The sequence below is a fragment of the Ochrobactrum sp. BTU2 genome, assembly GCF_024539785.1.
Lineage (GTDB): Bacteria > Pseudomonadota > Alphaproteobacteria > Rhizobiales > Rhizobiaceae > Brucella > Brucella anthropi.
Window position 1 is genome coordinate 1 of record NZ_JAHWRG010000012.1, and the last position, 18,821, is coordinate 18,821.

Below are 18,821 nucleotides of genomic sequence, written 5' to 3' on the forward strand. Positions count from 1 at the left end.
ACAGGTATCGTTTGCTTTCGAGGAAGTGGAAACCGGTCTCTCGGCGATCCAGAGCGAACTTGACGATGCGGCCAGGGACAAGCCGAAACGGGCACCCCGTCCGCGCAAGGGCTTTGCCGCTCATCTCGAACGCATTGAGGAAGTCATCGAACCGGCGATTCCGGCTGGTTGCGAGGGTCTGGAAAAGGTCCTGATCGGTGAGGATCGCTCGGAACGCCTGGACGTCGTGCCCCCGAAGTTCCGGGTTATCGTGACACGCCGCCCCAAATACGCATTCCGGAACCATGATGGTGTGGTTCAGGCGCTTGCGCCTGCACATATCATCGAAAGCGGTTTGCCGACAGAGCGCCTGCTCGCCTATATAGCCGTTTCCAAGTATGCCGATGGCCTTCCACTTTACCGTCAGGAGGCAATCTATTTGCGCGATGGCGTCGAGATCAGCCGCAGTTTGATGGCGCAATGGATGGGGCATCTGGGCTTCGAGCTTCAGATATGCGCCGATTATATCCTGGAACGGGTCAAGGAAGGTGAAAGGGTCTTCGCCGATGAGACGACCTTGCCCACTCTGGCTCCCGGTTCTGGAAAAGCCACCAAGGCATGGCTTTGGGCTTATGCACGTGATGATCGCCCCTATGGTGGGAGCAGTCCACCAATGGTGGCCTATCGTTTTGAAGACAGTCGGGGCGCAGAATGCGTGGCGCGGCATCTTGCCGGGTTCAACGGAATCCTGCAGGTGGACGGATATGGCGCCTATACGAGCATGATCAAGGCGCAAGCCAAGGCTGGGCGCAATGAACAGATAAAGCTCGCAGGCTGCTGGGCACATCTGCGCCGCAAATTTTACGATCTGCACGTCACCGGGGTCTCGCAGGCTGCAACAGATACGGTCATCGCCATGACCAAATTGTGGAAGATCGAGGATGAGGTTCGCGGCAAGAATGCCGAGAGCCGCGCGGTGCAACGCCTGGAGAAATCCGCAACCATTGTCGCCAGCCTCTTTGATCTGTGGGAAAAGGAACTGGGTAAGGTATCTGGCAAGTCCAAGACCGCCGAGGCGATCCGCTATGCACTCACCCGGCGCGAGGCCCTGGAGCGCTTCCTCACCGATGGCCGGGTCGAAATCGATAGCAACATTGTCGAGCGTGCGATCAGACCACAGACAATCACGAGGAAAAATAGTTTGTTTGCCGGAAGCGAAGGCGGTGGACGGACCTGGGCTACACTGGCCACACTTCTTCAAACGTGCAAAATGAATGCCGTCGATCCGCTCGACTGGCTATCCCAAACCCTGAACCGTATCGCTCAAGGTTGGCCTGTAACCGAAATCGAAACTCTGATGCCTTGGAACTTCAAGTCTAACGCCATCGGCTGACCGCTTACCACCATAATGACGTATCGTACGGAAAACAGTTCGCCGAACCAATCGTCGAAACGATGATGCCGCGCTGATCCCGCCTGTTCATTGGCTTCAGTGGTGAGAAGCGCATTTAACGCTTTTGATTTATGAAAATCGAGACGACCATGCATGACCCCGCTCCTGCATATTGGGAGCGGTATTTATCATAAAGTCAAATTTCGATCATCTTTGACTTTCGTTGATCGACAAAAGTTTACGACCGTGCCGTGGTCAGACGGGTGCGGGTTGTAAAACCGTGAACAGCGCTCCACCGTCGCGATTCAGGTCCTGAATGTCCAGGAGAAGCAAGCCACCGGATTCAGGCACGGCGAGTTCTGTCTTGGTGGCGTTCATGGCTGCTGCAACTGCCTTTTTGTTTCCCCACACTTTTCCGCGCCTGGTCACATCCGGACCATCTTCAGGACTAGCGATGCTGAATTCGACTCCACCCACATCAACGCCGTCGCAAATGAGATTTCCGGTTCCATGCAACAATGTAACAGCCATCACGATTCCCTGTGTCTTAATCCAAATCATCCCAAGTCTAGCAGCTTGTCAGTTTTCAGAACCATCCTGCTTCGCTTTCAACTGCTCATTTAATGAGAGCTTGAGCCGGGCATTTTCCGCTTCCAGCTCTTCCAGTTCTTCGTCTGTCACCGGGCCGTCTTCGGTCTTGGGACTTGGCCTTTTAGCACGAGGCCGCTTTTGTGGTGATTTGGGAACGGGAGGCAAAGTAATGGTTTCATCCGCTTGCTCCTCCTTCTGCTCAGGCTTCACATTCACTGGCGGATCTTCAGGCGCCTGCGGCTCTACAGTCGACGATAACACCTCCTGAAGAGGTGCCCGTTCAGCCTGCCGGGTTGCCTTGTCACTCACTTCATCGGGATCTTTGGTCGTAACTTTGATGGAGAGTCGCGTTGGCATTATAGGATCAGGATGGAGAGCGCACTGAGGATTGCGTCCTCGTCTGCAAGCATCGAACTCGACGCTGGAAGGAGATCGGTGTCGATCTCGACCAGGAGGATGTCTCCGCCTTCTTTGTCGGCCGCATTCCCCGCGTAATGGAGAGCGTATGCCTGTGAAAGGTAGACCAGGTCGGCGTGACTGGATGCTTGCCAGTTGGAAGGCTTCTGGCCACGCGGCTTCAGTCCTTCACGCAGGATGGAATCCAGATGGATGGACGAGGTTCCGTGGCAAATCCGCATTTTATCCAGCCATCCTCGACGTCGTCACCCCATTCGTTTTCAGTTGCGCCATCAACATTGGGCCGACAGAGAAGCCCCCTGCCCTCGCCTTGTCGGTCAATGCTCGCAGATAGCCGCCTGCCGAGTTGATGTGGTTGGCGCGCTGCAAGATACACGCAATCACGACAGCGGTGTTTTCCTGCCCGAGGATGTCTAAGGCATCGGCATATGCGCTCGGCGAAACCCCGAGATAGCCACGAACCTGCGCGGCCGTCGCCATCAAGTCTCTCCAGCTCGCGATCCCGTCGACGGCGTAGTCGATTATGTCTGGGCAGGCCTTCAATATCAGGCCGAGCGGATACCCTTTCGGCGGCTCCACCGATCTAGGTTTTGGCTCAACCTCGACCCCGCTCGTTTCTGGAGCAGGTTCAAGTTTAAAATGTGAGTCTGGGTTTGATTCAGTATGTTGCCGTCCAGTATGGACATCATTGCCGTCCATATTCTGATCATTCGTAAAGGAATTCAGCGCGTTATCCACTTCGACGCGGATTGCCACCAGTTCGTCGAGAATCGTCTCCAGCTCCGTGATAGATGCTCGACGCGGAATAGCGTCTACAATGGCACGGAAACGCCTCCAGAGACCGCTCCAGTCGCCTTCAGCGACTTCTTCGACGGCAACTTCGATCAGCTTGGAGATATCGCGGCGTTGGAGCGTAATGCGCTCTCTTGTCCGCTTGATGCGTTGGGCCTCAGCACGCACCTGGTCGGCCGCCTGAGCGATCTCGTCGGCGCGAGCGAGCAATGGTGCCAAAGACAGCCCAAAAGCCTCCTCAATGTCCCCTTCCCTGCTCTTGTGGGCGTAACGCTTCCCGTTCGGGCTGTCGCGCCTCAGGATCAGGCCTGCGTCGACCAAAGAGGCTAGATTACGCCTCAGAGACGTGTCAGGCATTCCGTGAGCACGCAGCGAGAGCTGGCGGTTTGATGGGAACACGATCAGCCCGTTCTCCTCTGACAACTCGCTGTCTGGATAAAAGGACAACAGCGCCGACAAGACCGCCAACGCACGGTCATTCGTTCCCAGCACGCTCTTAGCTTCACAGATATCCTTGTAGAGCGCCCACTTATCGACCGCCCTGCCCTGCCCTTCGGATTCACGTGTGACACGTTGCGCTGCCAACGAGGCAAGCGTCATCGGTCGGCTCCCAAAGGGAGTCGTTGCATATTCTCCAGCTTGCATTTCTCTCACCTAACTGAAGGCAAAAGAGATCCGTTCGCCGCAAACGACGTCAAAACGCTTGACACGGATTCTGAGAAATGCGATTCGTTATCTTGCTAGAGAATACCGAAAGGCTTCGCAGACCGTGTGTTTGTGGGGCCTTTTCTCTTTCGCGGTTTAGTTATCTCCATTTCCTGTTTCTGATTGCCTGAACTCCTCATAGAGGACGTCCAGACGGCTCGATAGCCAGTCGCCGAAGGGTGCAGCCTTCGTGCTAGTTAGCTCGATAGCGACCTTCTTCGGCTTCTGATTCATCATAAAGCTGACCGAATTGTCTTTGGATGTCCAGGACTTAGCAGCAGGCGCAGATTGAGGCACAGTCTTCTCGCCTTTGGCCACTTCGAAGGCCTTCGAGAAACGAGTCGGGCTGTCCGCCGCCTGGAAATCCGGCGTCTTGATCAGTTCGCGAACGGCTTCGACTTTGCCATCGCCCGACATCAGCTCTGCGAGCGATGTCCATTTCGGCCTACCAACTGACTTCGCGCGCCCAATCGCATAGATGACGTCTTCAGGAATGGCTGAAGTCACCTTACCAAAATGCGAGATCGCGGCTTCAGTCAGGCCGAGGATGGGGCAGATCGCCCGCTGAGACAGCCCTACAGCCTTCAGCTGGAGTGTCCACATCGCTTGCTCGATCCAGGTCAGGCTTTCGCGAACACCATTCTCAAGGGACTGCTCTTCGATGAGCTGGCGATCCGTCAGTTCACGAACGTAGGCCTTAACCTTGATGGGGTCAGAGCGACCATCCTCCTCGTTCAGCGCCTTTATGGCTGCGAGGCGACGATAGCCGTAGGCAAGCTGATAATGCCCCGGCTTTGATGGATGCGGCCGCACCAGAACAGGGATTTTCTGGCCTTCGGAAGCAATCGAGAGCTTAAGGGCTTCGAGTTCCTCGTTGGCTTCAGCATCAGCTTCAAAACGATCCTTGAACGGAGACCGCTCGATCTTGCTGGCTTCGAGCGTGACAATGCTGTCCTCGGTCAGCTGGGTGAGCGCACGGCCGACGTTTGAGATCACTGGTGACGAATGACGTCGAGCCGCCATTGGGTTCAGGATCGCTTTATCTGCGCCTTCCCCTCCCCTAGCCTCGACATCGGCCATTTGCTTTAGAATGCTTTTTTTCATGGGTTACGTCCCCAAACTTTATGGATCAGGCTCAGGATGTCGAAATTAACGCGATCCGCGCTCTCCAAGGCCCGTTTCAGGGCTTCTCGACCCACCTCTCCAGATTCCAGCTCGTAAAGTGTCTTCTTGGCGACTGCAGCGCCCGCGATAGCCGTCGATTCCAATGCCTCAGCAACCAGAACGTCGTTCCCGAACAGGCGGCGCATTACACCAGCCATATATTTCTGCGGGCCATCGTTCGGGTTTACGCGGGTGAGCAAGAACTTGAAATGATCGTGCTCGAACTTTGCTCCGAACTGCACCAACACTTCCGACAAATCCGAGATCATTATCAGGAATTGGTTGCAGCTCGCGACGTCAAGCATTGCCGGATGAACAGTGACAATCAGGGATGTCGCCGCATATAGAGCCGCAAGCGTCGTGTAACCGAGTGAAGGCGGTGTATCGAGAATGACGATGTCGTAACGATCTTCGACTGTCTGAATTGCCTTAACCAGGCGCTCGAAGAAGAGGCCCAGCTCGTCTCGGTTTCGGTCAGCCAGATATGACGGAGTATCGAACTCGAAATCCATCAATTCCAGATTTCCCGGCACCAAGTCGACACCCGGGAAGTATGTGGAACGAATGACGTCGTACAAAGGGAGACGCTCTTCGTCATACCGCAGCGCGGCATACGCGGTCGAATTTGGTTCAAGGTCGAATTCAGGTTGAATGCCAAAAATCGACGTCAATGATGCCTGAGGGTCGAGATCTATGCACAGAACGCGATAGCCTTGCAGGCCAAGAAAGTGCGCAAGGTGGGCAGAAGTCGTCGTCTTGCTGGAGCCACCCTTGAAGTTGGATGTGGCGATAACCTGAAGCTTCTCGTTGCCACGGCGATACGGCAGCAGGCTCACGGCTTCGTCTGGACGAAGATCAGCTAGGAATTCCCGAAGTTCTTTGACTTGCTCGATGGTGTAGGTGCGACGATTGTTTTCCGCGCGATCAGGCTGAGGCCCCCTCCCCTCAATGGTGAGTTGACGCAAGGTGCTCTCAGGGACATCGAGGAGTCTGACGAGATCGAGTGTCGAAAAAGTGCGCGAGAATGACTTTCGCGAGGAAGGCGGATAAAAGGCCTCACGCATCTCCCTCAACTCAGCCGAGAGCTTGGCGGTGTAGCCTTCGATCTTTGACGCAGTGTCTGTGACGACGGAATTGTGCGACTGAAGCATTTAGTTCTCTGGACGGTTTTGAACCCGATACGGTTCACTTTCCGTCATAAGACCCGAATGCAACCGATTCTACAAGGAATTTTTCGTTAACGAGAGCTTAACGGAGGCATTGGCTGACGCTCGACTTTACAACTGTAAAGTTTTTCACAGGGTGGCCGTCGTTGCGGGCGACTTTACAGTTGTAAAGTTTTTCGAATTCTTTGCGAGCCGACGATGTGAGGAGCTGACGGTTCTAACCGAGTGCAGCAGCAAGGACAGCTTCGAATACGTCCTTTAACCTGCGCTCTTCACCACTAGCAATATGAGCGCCGAACCGACCTCATTGATTACAGGAACGCAAAAATTGAGAATATTGAAAATGGAGGGAAGGCCTTCCTCCCTCTCCTATCTCGGGCCTCTCCTATCTCGGGTTTCGCTAAAGTCGGTTTTCGACACCCTTCTTAGTGATCCGTTTGATCTCGGCTTTCATCCCCTCAAACGCCTCACCAATCATAATGGCAGCGTCTTTATCAGGCTGCCTCGAGATCTGACACTTATGCTTGATATGTAGGGCCGGAACTAGAAACCACGACATCGTGAGTGTGGTATCCCCCGTCACGCGGTCGATTTTTAGCTTGTTCAATGTGACATTGAACTCGCCGTACGGCATTGCCAAGTTGTTTGAGCCTGGCGTTTCCGGTATCAATATGGCATGAAATTACCCAGCTCCTTTCCCCGGTTGAAGGGGTTTCGTTTTCCGCGTGAAATTATTGGCTACGCTGTCTGGACCTATCACCGATTTGCGTTAAGCACGGCCGATGTGGAAGATCTTCTCGCTGAGCGTGGCGTGCTTGTCAGCCGGGAAACCGTTCGCGTCTGGATTAATCGCTTCGGCCGCCATTTTGCCGACTGTATCCGCAGGGACCGACCAAGGCCGAATGATAAATGGCACATTGATGAGGCCGTCATCACTATCGGAGGAAAGAAGTATTGGCTTTGGCGGGCAATTGATGCGGACGGCGATGTTCTTGATATTCTGGTTCAAACACGTCGTAACACCAAGGCTGCCAAACGCTTTTTCTCCAGACTGGTGAAGCAATTCGGTCAACCACGTGTCGTCGTGACGGATAAGCTGCGCAGTTACATTAAGCCAATACAAAATCTTTCACCAGATGCGGATCATCGGGCTCATAAAGGCCTGAATAACGCCATCGAAGTCTCGCATAGGCCAACGCGAAAACGGGAAAAGATATTTGGGCGGTTCAAGTCAGCGCGACATGCGCAAAGGTTCCTTGCCGCTCACGATCAGATTAATCTGATTTTCCGTCCACATCGCCATAAACTCACAGCTTGTTCCTACCGCCATGCACGTATCGATGCATTTGCATTATGGCACGACTACACTGCTGAAATGAACGCATGAGCAAAAGCTCAACGGGGTCGTGCCGCCTACCTCAAATAACTTGGCAATACCGTCGGAGCACCATCTGGTATTGGAGCGCTCGACGGTGACTTGTCCGTCGTGTCTGCGTTCACCGGCAGCTCCGGTATGGCGCTGAAGGAGCAGATCATGCCGCTTCATCACGCGATAAACACGTTTGGCGTTCGGCCATGAACAGCCCTGTTCACGGGCCTTGCGCCGCAGAATGGCATGAACGCGCCGATAGCCATAGGTCGACATTTCTTCAATGACCGCCTTGATCTGAGCAACCAGATCAGCGTCGGGAAGCGGAGGTCTCCCTCGGGCTTTGGAAAGGGTGCCTGTGGCTCGCGCCGCGATATTCGACCGGGCAACACCTAGCGTCTCGCATAACGTTTTCATCGCAAAACGTCCTTCGGCAGCGAGATTGAGTGCAGCATCCGTTTTTTTGGGCCGTTGGCGATTTCGAGGGCCTCCTTGAGAATTTCCCCCTCCATCGTTTTCTTGCCCAGCAGGCGCTGTAATTCCTTCACCTGAGCCTGAAGCGCCCGGTATTCCGAGGCAGGGACAACCTCCTCTTCGGCTGCCGTTGCAACCAATGCACCCTGTGACGCAAGTTTGCGCCACGCGAACAGTTGGTTAGGCGCAATGCCATGACGACGCGCGACCACACTGACCGTTGCGTCCGTCTCGTAGGTTTCGTGGACAATTGCAAGCTTCTCCGCTGTACTCCAGCGTCGACGCCGCTCAGGGCCGGAAAGAATTTCCATCTTAATGCTATTACCAGTCATAATGTGAACAGTAGTCCTATCACTTATTTAAGTGGGAGAAACTGTCCGGGAAATTAGGGGGCTATTCCAGAACCCGCCTTTTATGAAGTTGTTTTAGTTGTCGTTAGGTAGGCCCTGAAGTTCTCTCGCAGCCGACACTGCAATCGACATGAATGCCTTCATGTGGGATGTTACACGGTTTGCTTTCCAGGCGAGGACGATTGTTACCGGAGGTGGTTCGTCTTCGATCTTCAGGAAGGCGACGCCGGATATCTGCAGATTTCGTGCGGTGGCGGGGACGATTGCGATCCCCATTCCCGCGCTGACTAGGCCGACGACCGTATGAACCTGCGTCGCTTTTTGCGAAACGATGGGTGAAAAGCCCGCGTTTTCGCACATTGTGACAATGGATGTATTGAAAAGGGGGCTAGTTTCTCGTGGAAACAGGACAAAGCTCTCATTTGTCAATCGCGCCAATGACGTGCTCTTTACGGATGCGAGCGGATTGAACGCTGGCACCGCAACCAGAAAATCTTCTTCAAGTACTGGAAGAGTTTCGATGCCGCTTGCGTATTTGGCGGGCCGTGTAATTCCAATATCTATCGCACCGAGCGGCAAGCTGTTGATCTGCTCGGCAATTCCCATCTCCTTCAGTTCCAGATTCACTTCCGGAAAGCGATCGTGAAAGCGGCGAAGTAATCGCGGTAAGAAGCCATAGCTGGACGAATGGATAAAACCGACAGAAAGGCGACCAAGTTCGCCTTTGCCTGCGCGCCTTGCGTCAATTTCCGCTTGTTCCATTTCCTTCAAGATTGATCGGGCTCGATCCAGCATCAGTTCACCGGCAGGCGTTAGTTCCACGCGTCTCTGCGTTCGTGCGAAAAGCATAGTTCCAAGGTTTGCTTCGATTTGCTGGATCTGCCGAGAGAGGGCAGGCTGCGCGATACGAAGACGAGCCGCAGCACGCCCGAAATGAAGTTCTTCGGATACCGCTTGAATATAGCGTAACTGTCGCGCGTCCAACATATTGATACCTCTAAGTTATCAATAATTGCTCTATTATGTATTAGACGTCAAGTTTTCTAGCTTCTAGGTTCCTCTCATCATAAAGGTGCGGAGGCACCAAGGGAGGTTCCATTGCTAGGGTTTCGTGTCGCGGACGACTTTCGTCGTCCGGCAAATGATCTTGTCGAAAAATTCCGGGTTATCCCAACCGCTATCATCAGCGACAACATGAACCGTGTGTTTGCAGGTGGTTCGGGTCTTCGACCGTTCCATGGTGATAACGTAATGTGCGGTAGTGCTTTGACGGTGCGCACGCGGCCTGGCGACAACCTCATGGTTCACAAGGCACTCGATATCGCCAAACCCGGTGACATCATCGTCGTGGATGCCAGCGGCGACATGACCAATGCGATCATCGGCGAAATCATGCTTCGCTATGCCATGTCTCGTTCGCTTGGTGGCTTCGTCATCGACGGTGCGATCCGTGACACGTCGGCGATCCTCTCTGCAGGATTTCCGGTTTTTGCGAGCGGCGTGACGCATCGCGGTCCCTACAAGGATGGGCCCGGCGAGATCGGTGTTCCTGTTTCTGTTGGTGGTATGGTCGTTTCCTCCGGTGATATCGTGATTGGAGACACTGACGGACTCATCGCTGTCCCCCAAAGCCATGCTGAAGAGATTCTGGTACTTGCGACCGCTCAACAGGATCGGGAGGCGGCGATCCTGCAAAGCATTGCAGATGGTACGATCGATCGCAGCTGGATCGACCAGACGCTGAAATCTAAAGGGGTTTGACACCCATGGCCTATCAAGCCTCTTATCTGGTCGAGTTTAGCCGGAATGTGCTGGTCGCTAATGGAGCACCACAACACGTTGCACTCGCCGTTGCGCAAAATCTCGTCGAGGCGGATCTGCGCGGCGTCAGTTCGCATGGTGTAGTGCGGCTCGGCATTTACCTGAGGCGCATTGCCGAGGGCATGGTCGATCCGCAGGCCGAGCCGGAACTGGTCACGGACAGCGGCGCGATGGGGCTTCTGGATGGCCGCAATAATTTTGGCGCCTATGTTGGCGACCGTGCACTCGCCATCGCCATGGACCGTTCAAAAGAGCGTGGCGCTTGCATTCTCGGTGTTTCACGGTCCAACCATTTCGGAACCGGTGCATCTTATGTCAAGAAAGCCGTCGCGCGTGGTCTGGCCCTGATCGTTATGTCGAACGCATCGCAGACCATGCCACCGACCGGTGGTGTGCGACCTTTCGTGGGAACGAACCCTATCGCGTTCGGCTTTCCAACCGGCGGCGAGGTTCCGTTCATTCTGGATATGGCGACCAGCCTCGTGGCACGCGGCAAGATTATCGTCGCAGCCAGCAAGGGCGAAGAAATACCCTTGGGCTGGGCGGTCGATAGGCAAGGCAATCCGACGACGGATGCCAATGTGGCGCTTGATGGCGCGGTGCTGCCGATGGGCGGGCCTAAAGGCTTCGGCCTCTCAATGGCAATCGATATTCTGTGCGGCGTTTTGACCGGAGCGGGTTTCGGACCGTCCGTCAACAATATGTACGATAACTGGCAGGACCCGCAGAATGTCGGGCACATGTTCATCGCGATCGATATCGAGCGTTTCATGCCGCTATCGGCATTCCGGGTCAGGCTCGACGGATACATCGAACAATTGAAAGCAGAACCACGTGCCGAAGGCACAGACGAGATCCTTCATGCCGGTGAACTGGAGCATCGCGCCGAGCAGAAGAGGCTACGCGAAGGCATTGTCTTGCCTGCAAAAGTCGAACAGGAACTAGAGAGTTTGGGCGCACCCTATGGGATCGAGCTGCGCCGTTAGCGCTTACGGGAGGAAAGAATGAAATCGTTTACATACCACATCCCCACGCAGATCGAATTCGGCAATGGCCTGATCGCCAAGCTTCCGAGCTATGTGCGCAGCCTGAAGGCGAGCCGTGCAATTGTGGTTGGTGATCCTGGCGTCGAACGCGCCGGGCTGGTGGAGAAAGTCAGCTCCATCCTGAAGGCAGGCGGTATCGCGACGGTTGTATTTACCGATGTCGAAAGCGATCCGGCGACAAGGTCAGTTGACGAAGGCGTTGTCCTTGGCAAAGATCACAAAGCCGACGTTGTCGTCGGTATCGGCGGTGGCAGCGCTCTCGATACGGCGAAGGCCATCGGCCTCATGCTGACCAATAAGGGCAATATTCGGGATTATGTCGGTATCGACAAGGTGCCGCTTGCCGGTGCTCCGGTCATCGCGGTTCCAACCACGGCCGGAACGGGAAGCGAACTGACCATCTGGTCGGTGCTCTCCGACAAGGTTCAAAAGGTCAAGATCAGCGTCGGCAGCACACTGAACTGCGCCAAGATCGCGCTCCTCGATCCGGAACTGACACTGTCCCTGCCTTCCGCGATCACGGCGACGACAGGCATGGACGCGCTGACGCATGCGCTCGAATCTTACGTCAATACGGCAACTCAGCCAATTTCCGAGGCGATGTCGGAACAGGCAATGGTCTTGATTGCCAAGAGCCTGCGAACTGCTGTCAACGACGGTTCCAACCTTGAAGCGCGCGGCGACATGCTGCTCGCGAGTACAATTGCAGCTATGGCGTTCAACAACACACGCCTCGGCGTTGTACACGCCTTTGCCATGCCGCTTGGTGCGAAATTCGGTATTCCGCATGGACTGGTCAACGCGATCATGCTGCCTGAGGTGATGCGCTTCAACCATCTGTCCAACGCGAAGAAATTCGCGCGGATCGCCGAGATTTTCGGCGAGGATATCAGTGGTCTCTCCGCCGAGCAAGCCGCCCTGCTTTCGGTCGATGCGATCAGCAAGTTGAGAGCCGATGTGGGCATCAGCGCCAAGTTGAGCAATTTCGGCGTCACGCCAGAGCGTTTAGATGAAGTGGTCGAGGAAGCGTTGCAGTCCGGCAATGTGCCGGTCAATCCTCGCCAGCCGACGCATGACGATATGCGTGCCCTGCTGCAGGCCGAATTGAACTGATCGATAGTGGAAGAAAATCATGAGCGACATGTTGAACTGGTTGCGCGGTAACACCGGCGCGACCTACGGAAACTTTATCGGCGGCGAATGGCGGGCACCAAAGAGCGATACCGCCAAGATCTACAATCCGGCGCTGCGCGATCAGTGCCTGGGTTCATTTGCAAACAGCGAAGAGACGGATGTCGACGAAGCGGTCAAGGTCGCGCACGAAGCCGGGCTTTCCTGGCGTAACGTGCCGGGACCCGAGCGCGGTGCGATCCTGTTCCGCGCCGCAGATATCCTGGAACAGCGTCTGGACGAATTAGCGTTTATCCTTGCCGCCGAGCAGGGCAAGGTCTTGGCAGAGGCACGTGGCGAAGTCGGTCGCGCGGCCAAGGAGATGCGCTTTTGCGCCGGTGAGGCGAGCCGCATCGACGGCGATGTGCTGCCGAGCGAAAAGCGCAATGGTCTGGCCATGACTTTGCGGGAGCCGATCGGTGTTGTTGCTGCGATCGGCCCATGGAATTTTCCGGTTGTCACGCCCGTCCGCAAGATCGCGCCTGCTCTTGCCTATGGCTGCTCGGTCGTTCTGAAGCCGTCGAACCTGACGCCGTGGTCGGCGGTCAAGCTTATGGACGTCTTCAAGGATGCAGGCGTTCCGGCAGGCGTTGTCAGTCTTGTTCTCGGCAGTGGCCGCAAGGTCGGCGAAGCGCTGATCCGCCACAAGCTGGTCAAAGGTGTGAGCTTCACCGGATCGACCGGCGTTGGTGCGGCCATCAGCGCCGAAGCAGGCAAGTCGTTTGTGCGTACTCAGCTTGAGCTTGGCGGAAAGAATGCAGCAATCGTCTTCGATTATGCATCGGCTGAAACCGTCGCAAAGCAGATCGGCGCTGCCGCGTTCCAGTGCACTGGGCAGCGATGCACGGCCGTCAGCCGCGTTATCGTACTGGAAGATCGCGCCGCAGAGATTATCGAGGCGCTGCGGGCAGAAATGGCTACGATCAAGGTCGGCCCGGCCTGGGAGCAGGGCGCCACGATGGGGCCGATGATCACGGCCGATCAGAAATCATCAGTTCGGCAATACATCGATATTGGTAAAAACGAAGGTGCCAAGCTGGTCGCCGGAGGAGGTTCGCTGGAAGATGGGGACTTCGCTCAGGGTCATTTTGTCGAGCCGACGCTTTTCACCGACGTGGCCGCGGGTTCACGGCTCGCGCTTGAAGAAGTGTTCGGCCCTGTACTATCGGTCATCAAGGCCCGGTCTGTAGATGACGCCATCAGAATCGCCAACGAGGTCGATTACGGTCTAGCCGCATCTGTTTACACCCGCGATGTCGATCTGGCTTTGCGCTTCGTGCGCGAATCCGAAACCGGCATGGTCCATGTCAACCACGGCACGGCCAGCGAGGCGCATATGCCTTTTGGAGGGGTCAAAGCATCTGGCTTCGGCGCTTACTCAATTGGCCATTCAAACCAGGAGTTCTTCACCACAATGAAGAGTGCCTATTTCCAAAGCTGAAATTCAATAACGGGAGGATTGAAATGACGTTTATCAAGCAAGTTGGGCTGGCATTGACCATCAGCGGCCTCATGGCGTCTTCGGCCATGGCGGAGACAGTGCTGCGGCTTGGACATGTATGGCCGAATTCTGAAATTCACGCCGCTGCCGCTCAGAAATTTGCGGACGATGTGAAGGCCGCTACGAACGGTGAAGTGCGTATCGACATTCACGGCAACAGCACGCTGGGAAGCGATCGTGAATTGCTCGAGGGCATCAAGTTCATGACCAACGACATCTGGGTCGGCGGTGCGGGCGTTCTGTCGACAGCGTCTGAAACGGCGCGTATCTTTACGCTTCCGTTCATGATCCGCGACATTAACCACTACAACGCGGTTTATGACGGTGAGGTTGGCAAGAAAATCACGGACGGCATCCGTAAAGAATCCGGTTATGAGGTCGTGTCCTACTGGCTGCGTGGTCCGCGCTGGTTGACCACGAAAAAGGCGATCAACAAGCCGGAAGACCTGTCGGGCCTCAAGATCCGCGTGCCGGATAGCCCTGTCACGGTCAAGTCATGGAATCAGCTGGGTTCTGCGGCAACTCCGATGAACTTCGGCGAAGTTTTCAATGCGCTCCAGCAGGGCGTCATCGACGGCCAGGAAAATCCGCTGTCTCTGATCGTTTCCTCGCAGTTTGCGCAGGTGGTGAAGTTCCTGATCCGCACCGAACATGCCTATGAGCCGGTTGTCGTGGTCATGGATGCCAAGCGTCTTGCAGCCATGCCGGAGGAACAGCGCAAGGCAATCATGGATGCGGCGAATGGCGCTGCAAAGAAGTACTCCTTGGATGAGGTTCTGAAGGGTGAGCAGAACTTTGTGAGGACGCTTCAGGACGCTGGAATGACGCTTGTCGAACCCGACAAGAAGCCCTTCCAGCAGAAGGTCAGTGCGGATTTCGTGAAGGCCAACTTCCCGGCTGTATCCGAGCTCTACAATACGGTTGCGGGTGCTGGAGTGCCTGCCGCAAAGTAAGGCCGTATAACATACTAGGGAGGAATATATGAAGCATTCCGCGTCCGAAGAAGCCTTGCCGGGCCTTCGGCCGGTTCAGGAAGATCATCGCCCGAGATGGGCGGTGATCCGCTGGATCGATCGATTGAACGAGCTTGTGCTTAATATTCTAGCTTTGACTCTCGGCGTACTCGCTTTGCTTGGTATCGCGCAGGTCATTGCCCGCTATATCATCGGTTCACCTTTGACATGGTCGGAAGAGGTCATCCGCTTCGCGCTGATCTGGAGCGTTTTTCTAGGCGCGGGCATCGTGGTGCGGCACGGGATGCTGGTTGCCGTCGAGGCGATCTATCTGGTCGCACCGTCCAAGCTAGCAAGGGCCATCGGCTTCATCAGCCTAGGCATATCCGGATTTTTCTGGGTAGTGCTGATGTATTACGGCTGGACCGTACGCGGGATGGTTGGAAGCCTCATGTCAGGTTCGCTCGAACTGCCGATGAGCATTGTCTATCTCGCCATTCCTGCCGGTGCTGCGCTCGCGCTCATCAATACAATCGTCGTTGCGATCGACCCGCCTGAGCAGGTCATCACGCAAGCCGCAAGCTAGGGGCGCGCCATGTATCCGATAGCCATCGGCTTCTCACTTTTCGCATTCTTTATTCTGGCAGTTCCCATCGCGATCACGCTCGCGATGACGTCGGCCATCACCATGTATAGCTCTGGAATTCCATTGCAGGCCATGGTTCAGCGCATGTTCGCCGCGCTGGATTCCTTTCCGCTGACCGCCATACCTTTCTTCGTACTCGCTGGCGCGTTGATGGAAGTGAGCGGGATTTCGACCCGTCTCGTCAATTTCGCCCAGGCTCTTGTCGGGCGCGCAACAGGCGGTCTCGGTCTCGTGGCCGTCATGTCGGCGATGTTCTTCGCCGCTATTTCCGGTTCGAGCGCTGCGACCACGGCGGCTATCGGCGGGATCCTTATCCCGGCTATGTCCAGACGCGGCTATCCACGTCCGTTCGCAACCTCGGTGCAGGCCTCTTCCGGTGAACTGGGCGTCATCATCCCGCCGTCCGTTCCGATGATCATCTTCGCCTTGACGGCTGGCGTCCCGGTCTCGATCGGCGATCTCTTCCTTGCCGGTATTTTCCCAGGCTTTCTGGTCGCCGGTGGCCTGATGTTCACCGTCTACATCATCAGTAAGCGGAACGGTTACGGTAAGACGCAGGGGCAAGACGGTCTGCTTCCCGGTGAGCGTGACGGAGTGTGGAAGAGCTTCAAGGCTGCCATTCTTCCGCTCATGCTACCGGTCATGATCCTTGGTGGCATCTATGGCGGTATTTTTACGCCGACCGAAGCAGCGGCTGCTGCAGTCGGTTTTGCATTGGTTGTCGGTGGTCTGATTTTCCGCAGCATCAGCTTCGATGGCCTGATGACCGCGCTTCGATCTTCGCTTCTCAACACGGTCGTGGTGCTGCTGATTATCTCTGCGGCCAGCGTGTTCGGCTGGGTGCTGACTGCAAACCGTATTCCTGAAATGGTGTCTCAGTTCTTCATCGCGATCTCCGACAACCCGTTGGTATTCTTGGCGCTGATTAACCTGATGCTGCTGATAGTCGGCATGTTTCTCGAAACCGGAGCTGCGATCACCATTCTTGCTCCGATCCTGACGCCGGTTGCGGTGAAGCTTGGCATAGATCCGCTTCACTTCGGTATCGTCATGATCGTCAATCTTGCTGTCGGCATGACCACACCGCCAGTCGGGGTCAACCTGTTCGTCGCCTGTCAGATCGCGGGATTGAGAGTGGAGCAAATTCTGAAGAGCATGCTGCCGTTCTATGCGGCACTGCTGATTTGCCTGGCGATTATCACCTACCTTCCCGAACTAAGTCTATGGTTGCCAACCGCACTCAAATAGCGGTTGGAGATTTCCTGAGACATATAATGGAGGAATGCCATGTCTGCTTCTGCGAAAAAGCAATCCATCTATGAACCGGATCAGGAAGGGCTGTATTTTCCCAGACCGCCTGTCTTCTCGACGGTTGCCGAGGAGCGGCAGCATCGCCGCGAGCGCCTTGCGGCCGTGTGCAGAATTTTCGCGCGCTACAAGTTCGAATATGGATTTGCAGGCCATGTAACCGTTCGTGATCCCGAGCATCCGGGTCTTTTCTGGACGAATCCGTTCGGGATGAGCATGTCGCGTGTCAAGGCCTCCGACATGATCCTTGTCGATCATGTCGGAAAGGTCGTCGAAGGCACATGGGCCGTCAATCAGGCCGGTTTCGTTCTGCACTCGGCGATCCATGAGGAAAACCCGGACATCATTGCGTCGTGCCATGCGCATACCGTCAACGGAATGGCATGGGCAGCTTTGGGTCGTCCGCTCGATCCAATTACCCAGACTGCATGCGGCTTCTTCGGTCATCAGGCGGTGATTACGGAAGAGGCAGGAGCCGTCGTCGTGGAGCGCGGCGCGGGCTTTGCAGTCGCCAAGGCGTTCGGGGATTCGAAAGTGGCAATACACCAGAACCACGGCCTGTTCAGCGTCGGACGCCATAGCATCGATGAGGCGGCCTGGTGGTTTATCGCACTTGAGCGCGCCTGCGAGATTCAGTTGAAAGCGGAGGCAACCGGTTCACCGCTGAAGCTGGTAGCTCCTGAAAAAGCAGCACACTCTGCGAAACATTTGGCCACACCCTTCATGGGGTGGCTGCATTTCCAGCCGATCTATGATTGGATCATCCGCACCGACCCTGATCTCGTAGACTGACGGACATTGAAATGGATGCAAAAAACTATGCAAACGGCACCTATAAAGTCCTGATTTGCGACCTTATAGGCCTTAAGTTTGACGAGAAAGGCGAACCTGATCCCGGTGAGGTTCGGCAATATATCGAGGGGCTTGGCGAAGTTTTCCACCTCGGTGGCATTCAAACCGCCGCCACCTTCGATGCTGGTCGCATCCATTTCTTTTATCAGCCCAACCTCAGCACGGAAGACGAACTGCTAACTGAAACGAGCGATGGCCGCTATGACGCGGTCATCGCTGCCGCAACCGTGATCCCGAAACAGAGCGTGTTCAGCGTTGCAGGCGTGCGCATAGGTGCCGGCACCGGTAATATGCAATCATCTTCCTGGGGTGGTGGTGATGGCCGTGGCGGAAATGCCGTGCTCATGAACACGCCCGGTATCAACAGCCGGGCGACGGCGCAGATGGCGATACGGGCACTTTTACGATTCACACCCGACCTGCCTTTCGACACCCTTCATCATCTCGTCATGGCTGGGAGTTTCGATACTGGACGCGATCTTCGCAGTTTTCCAACTGAAAAGGCCGATGGCAAGCGCCTCACGGTATTTGGCTATGGAAATATCGGGCGTGAAGTTGCCCGCCTCGGCAAGGCCTTCGGGATGTCGGTCACGGTCTATGCTCGCGAGCATTACCGCCATAAAATCGAAGCTGAAGGTTTTCAATTTTCCGGGGATGCCGCTGCTGCCGCATCCGGCGCGAATGCGATTTCCGTTCACGTTGGATTGGGTAGCTTCGATCCCCAGCTAAAGCATTACGGTAATGCTGGCTTCATCGGAGACGAAATACTTTCCGCTATGGCGGATGGAGGCGTCCTGATCAATTTCGACCGGGGCGAGGTTGTCGATGTGGCGGCGCTGGACCGGGCCATGGCACGTGGCAAAATTGCCTCGGCCGCGATCGACGCCGATATCTTTCGATCCGATGATGGCGTGCAGAGCGGACCATTGGTTCCTTTTATCCCGCTTGCTCGAAAGTATTCGGGTAGGTTGCTTTTGCTTCCTCATGTAGCGGCAGACACGGATCATCCTTCACGGGTAGCAGGGGCAAAGCAAGCTGTGGATCAGATCGTCACAGCGCTACGCGAGCGGCGTGCCAGCAACCTTAGGGGCGATCTGCCTGAAGACTTTTCTCCTTGTGGTTCT

General features: G+C 55.6%; 17 protein-coding genes and 2 pseudogenes. 11 read left to right on the forward strand and 8 right to left on the reverse strand.

Going from position 1 to position 18,821, the window contains the following annotated elements:
- Positions 1 to 1,372, forward strand: a 1,372-nt coding sequence (locus tag KWJ32_RS22770) for an IS66 family transposase (RefSeq protein WP_256886284.1), incomplete at its 5' end; no start/stop codon positions are given.
- Between the two features lie 255 nt (positions 1,373 to 1,627).
- Here the strand turns inward: KWJ32_RS22770 and KWJ32_RS22775 are convergent.
- The 6 genes from KWJ32_RS22775 to repA form a co-directional block, all read right to left on the reverse strand.
- Complete coding sequence (locus tag KWJ32_RS22775) at positions 1,628 to 1,903, reverse strand: hypothetical protein (protein ID WP_231771638.1); 276 nt, start codon at positions 1,901 to 1,903, stop codon at positions 1,628 to 1,630.
- A gap of 48 nt (positions 1,904 to 1,951) precedes the next feature.
- Positions 1,952 to 2,320: a hypothetical protein gene (locus KWJ32_RS22780; protein ID WP_231771639.1), complete on the reverse strand. Its 369-nt coding sequence runs from the start codon at positions 2,318 to 2,320 to the stop codon at positions 1,952 to 1,954.
- Positions 2,320 to 2,601 (reverse strand): hypothetical protein, encoded by a 282-nt coding sequence (locus KWJ32_RS22785; protein ID WP_192799570.1) that lies wholly within the window; start codon positions 2,599 to 2,601, stop codon positions 2,320 to 2,322. The genes KWJ32_RS22780 and KWJ32_RS22785 overlap by 1 nt, the downstream gene beginning before the upstream one ends.
- Position 2,602: 1 nt before the next feature.
- Positions 2,603 to 3,817: a plasmid replication protein RepC gene (gene repC, locus KWJ32_RS22790; protein WP_151610495.1), complete on the reverse strand. Its 1,215-nt coding sequence runs from the start codon at positions 3,815 to 3,817 to the stop codon at positions 2,603 to 2,605.
- A 156-nt stretch (positions 3,818 to 3,973) separates the two neighbouring features.
- On the reverse strand, positions 3,974 to 4,981 hold the full coding sequence (gene repB, locus KWJ32_RS22795; RefSeq protein ID WP_011983085.1) for a plasmid partitioning protein RepB: 1,008 nt from the start codon (positions 4,979 to 4,981) through the stop codon (positions 3,974 to 3,976).
- On the reverse strand, positions 4,978 to 6,192 hold the full coding sequence (repA, locus tag KWJ32_RS22800) for a plasmid partitioning protein RepA (RefSeq protein ID WP_151610496.1): 1,215 nt from the start codon (positions 6,190 to 6,192) through the stop codon (positions 4,978 to 4,980). The genes repB and repA overlap by 4 nt, the downstream gene beginning before the upstream one ends.
- Positions 6,193 to 6,883: 691 nt before the next feature.
- Between repA and KWJ32_RS22805 the strand changes: the two genes are divergently transcribed.
- A complete protein-coding gene (locus KWJ32_RS22805; protein WP_151610497.1) occupies positions 6,884 to 7,594 on the forward strand; it encodes an IS6 family transposase in 711 nt (236 codons plus the stop codon).
- A 24-nt stretch (positions 7,595 to 7,618) separates the two neighbouring features.
- On the opposite strand, the pseudogene KWJ32_RS22810 reads toward KWJ32_RS22805, so the two are convergent.
- Both KWJ32_RS22810 and KWJ32_RS22815 read right to left on the reverse strand, forming a co-directional pair.
- Positions 7,619 to 8,382: pseudogene (locus KWJ32_RS22810) on the reverse strand (transposase); the annotation flags it as partial.
- Positions 8,383 to 8,475: 93 nt separating this feature from the next.
- Complete coding sequence (locus tag KWJ32_RS22815; protein ID WP_151610498.1) at positions 8,476 to 9,387, reverse strand: LysR family transcriptional regulator; 912 nt, start codon at positions 9,385 to 9,387, stop codon at positions 8,476 to 8,478.
- Between the two features lie 111 nt (positions 9,388 to 9,498).
- On the opposite strand from KWJ32_RS22815, the gene KWJ32_RS22820 reads away from it, so the two are divergent.
- The 9 genes and pseudogenes from KWJ32_RS22820 to KWJ32_RS22860 form a co-directional block, all read left to right on the forward strand.
- Entirely contained in the window at positions 9,499 to 10,161 is a 663-nt protein-coding gene (locus KWJ32_RS22820; RefSeq protein WP_151610499.1) for an RraA family protein, read from the forward strand.
- 5 nt (positions 10,162 to 10,166) lie between these two features.
- Positions 10,167 to 11,207, forward strand: coding sequence for an Ldh family oxidoreductase (locus tag KWJ32_RS22825; protein ID WP_151648919.1), 1,041 nt, complete (start codon positions 10,167 to 10,169; stop codon positions 11,205 to 11,207).
- A gap of 18 nt (positions 11,208 to 11,225) precedes the next feature.
- On the forward strand, positions 11,226 to 12,380 hold the full coding sequence (locus tag KWJ32_RS22830; protein ID WP_151610501.1) for an iron-containing alcohol dehydrogenase: 1,155 nt from the start codon (positions 11,226 to 11,228) through the stop codon (positions 12,378 to 12,380).
- A 19-nt stretch (positions 12,381 to 12,399) separates the two neighbouring features.
- Positions 12,400 to 13,878 (forward strand): aldehyde dehydrogenase family protein, encoded by a 1,479-nt coding sequence (locus KWJ32_RS22835; protein ID WP_151610502.1) that lies wholly within the window; start codon positions 12,400 to 12,402, stop codon positions 13,876 to 13,878.
- Positions 13,879 to 13,901: 23 nt separating this feature from the next.
- A complete protein-coding gene (locus KWJ32_RS22840; RefSeq protein WP_151610503.1) occupies positions 13,902 to 14,891 on the forward strand; it encodes a TRAP transporter substrate-binding protein in 990 nt (329 codons plus the stop codon).
- 28 nt (positions 14,892 to 14,919) lie between these two features.
- On the forward strand, positions 14,920 to 15,477 hold the full coding sequence (locus tag KWJ32_RS22845) for a TRAP transporter small permease (protein WP_151610504.1): 558 nt from the start codon (positions 14,920 to 14,922) through the stop codon (positions 15,475 to 15,477).
- Between the two features lie 9 nt (positions 15,478 to 15,486).
- Positions 15,487 to 16,785: a TRAP transporter large permease gene (locus KWJ32_RS22850; protein ID WP_151610505.1), complete on the forward strand. Its 1,299-nt coding sequence runs from the start codon at positions 15,487 to 15,489 to the stop codon at positions 16,783 to 16,785.
- Positions 16,786 to 16,824: 39 nt separating this feature from the next.
- Positions 16,825 to 17,637, forward strand: a complete 813-nt coding sequence (locus KWJ32_RS22855) for a class II aldolase/adducin family protein (protein ID WP_151610506.1) — start codon at positions 16,825 to 16,827, stop codon at positions 17,635 to 17,637.
- 41 nt (positions 17,638 to 17,678) lie between these two features.
- Positions 17,679 to 18,806: pseudogene (locus tag KWJ32_RS22860) on the forward strand (NAD(P)-dependent oxidoreductase); the annotation flags it as partial.
- Positions 18,807 to 18,821: the final 15 nt, after the last annotated feature.

Coding starts and splice junctions, on each gene's coding strand:
- KWJ32_RS22775 (WP_231771638.1), bottom strand. CDS start 1,903: ATGGCTGTTACATTGTTGCATGGAACCGGAAATCTCATTTGCGACGGC.
- KWJ32_RS22780 (WP_231771639.1), bottom strand. CDS start 2,320: ATGCCAACGCGACTCTCCATCAAAGTTACGACCAAAGATCCCGATGAA.
- KWJ32_RS22785 (WP_192799570.1), bottom strand. CDS start 2,601: ATGCGGATTTGCCACGGAACCTCGTCCATCCATCTGGATTCCATCCTG.
- repC (WP_151610495.1), bottom strand. CDS start 3,817: ATGCAAGCTGGAGAATATGCAACGACTCCCTTTGGGAGCCGACCGATG.
- repB (WP_011983085.1), bottom strand. CDS start 4,981: ATGAAAAAAAGCATTCTAAAGCAAATGGCCGATGTCGAGGCTAGGGGA.
- repA (WP_151610496.1), bottom strand. CDS start 6,192: ATGCTTCAGTCGCACAATTCCGTCGTCACAGACACTGCGTCAAAGATC.
- KWJ32_RS22805 (WP_151610497.1), top strand. CDS start 6,884: ATGAAATTACCCAGCTCCTTTCCCCGGTTGAAGGGGTTTCGTTTTCCG.
- KWJ32_RS22815 (WP_151610498.1), bottom strand. CDS start 9,387: ATGTTGGACGCGCGACAGTTACGCTATATTCAAGCGGTATCCGAAGAA.
- KWJ32_RS22825 (WP_151648919.1), top strand. CDS start 10,167: ATGGCCTATCAAGCCTCTTATCTGGTCGAGTTTAGCCGGAATGTGCTG.
- KWJ32_RS22830 (WP_151610501.1), top strand. CDS start 11,226: ATGAAATCGTTTACATACCACATCCCCACGCAGATCGAATTCGGCAAT.
- KWJ32_RS22835 (WP_151610502.1), top strand. CDS start 12,400: ATGAGCGACATGTTGAACTGGTTGCGCGGTAACACCGGCGCGACCTAC.
- KWJ32_RS22840 (WP_151610503.1), top strand. CDS start 13,902: ATGACGTTTATCAAGCAAGTTGGGCTGGCATTGACCATCAGCGGCCTC.
- KWJ32_RS22845 (WP_151610504.1), top strand. CDS start 14,920: ATGAAGCATTCCGCGTCCGAAGAAGCCTTGCCGGGCCTTCGGCCGGTT.
- KWJ32_RS22850 (WP_151610505.1), top strand. CDS start 15,487: ATGTATCCGATAGCCATCGGCTTCTCACTTTTCGCATTCTTTATTCTG.
- KWJ32_RS22855 (WP_151610506.1), top strand. CDS start 16,825: ATGTCTGCTTCTGCGAAAAAGCAATCCATCTATGAACCGGATCAGGAA.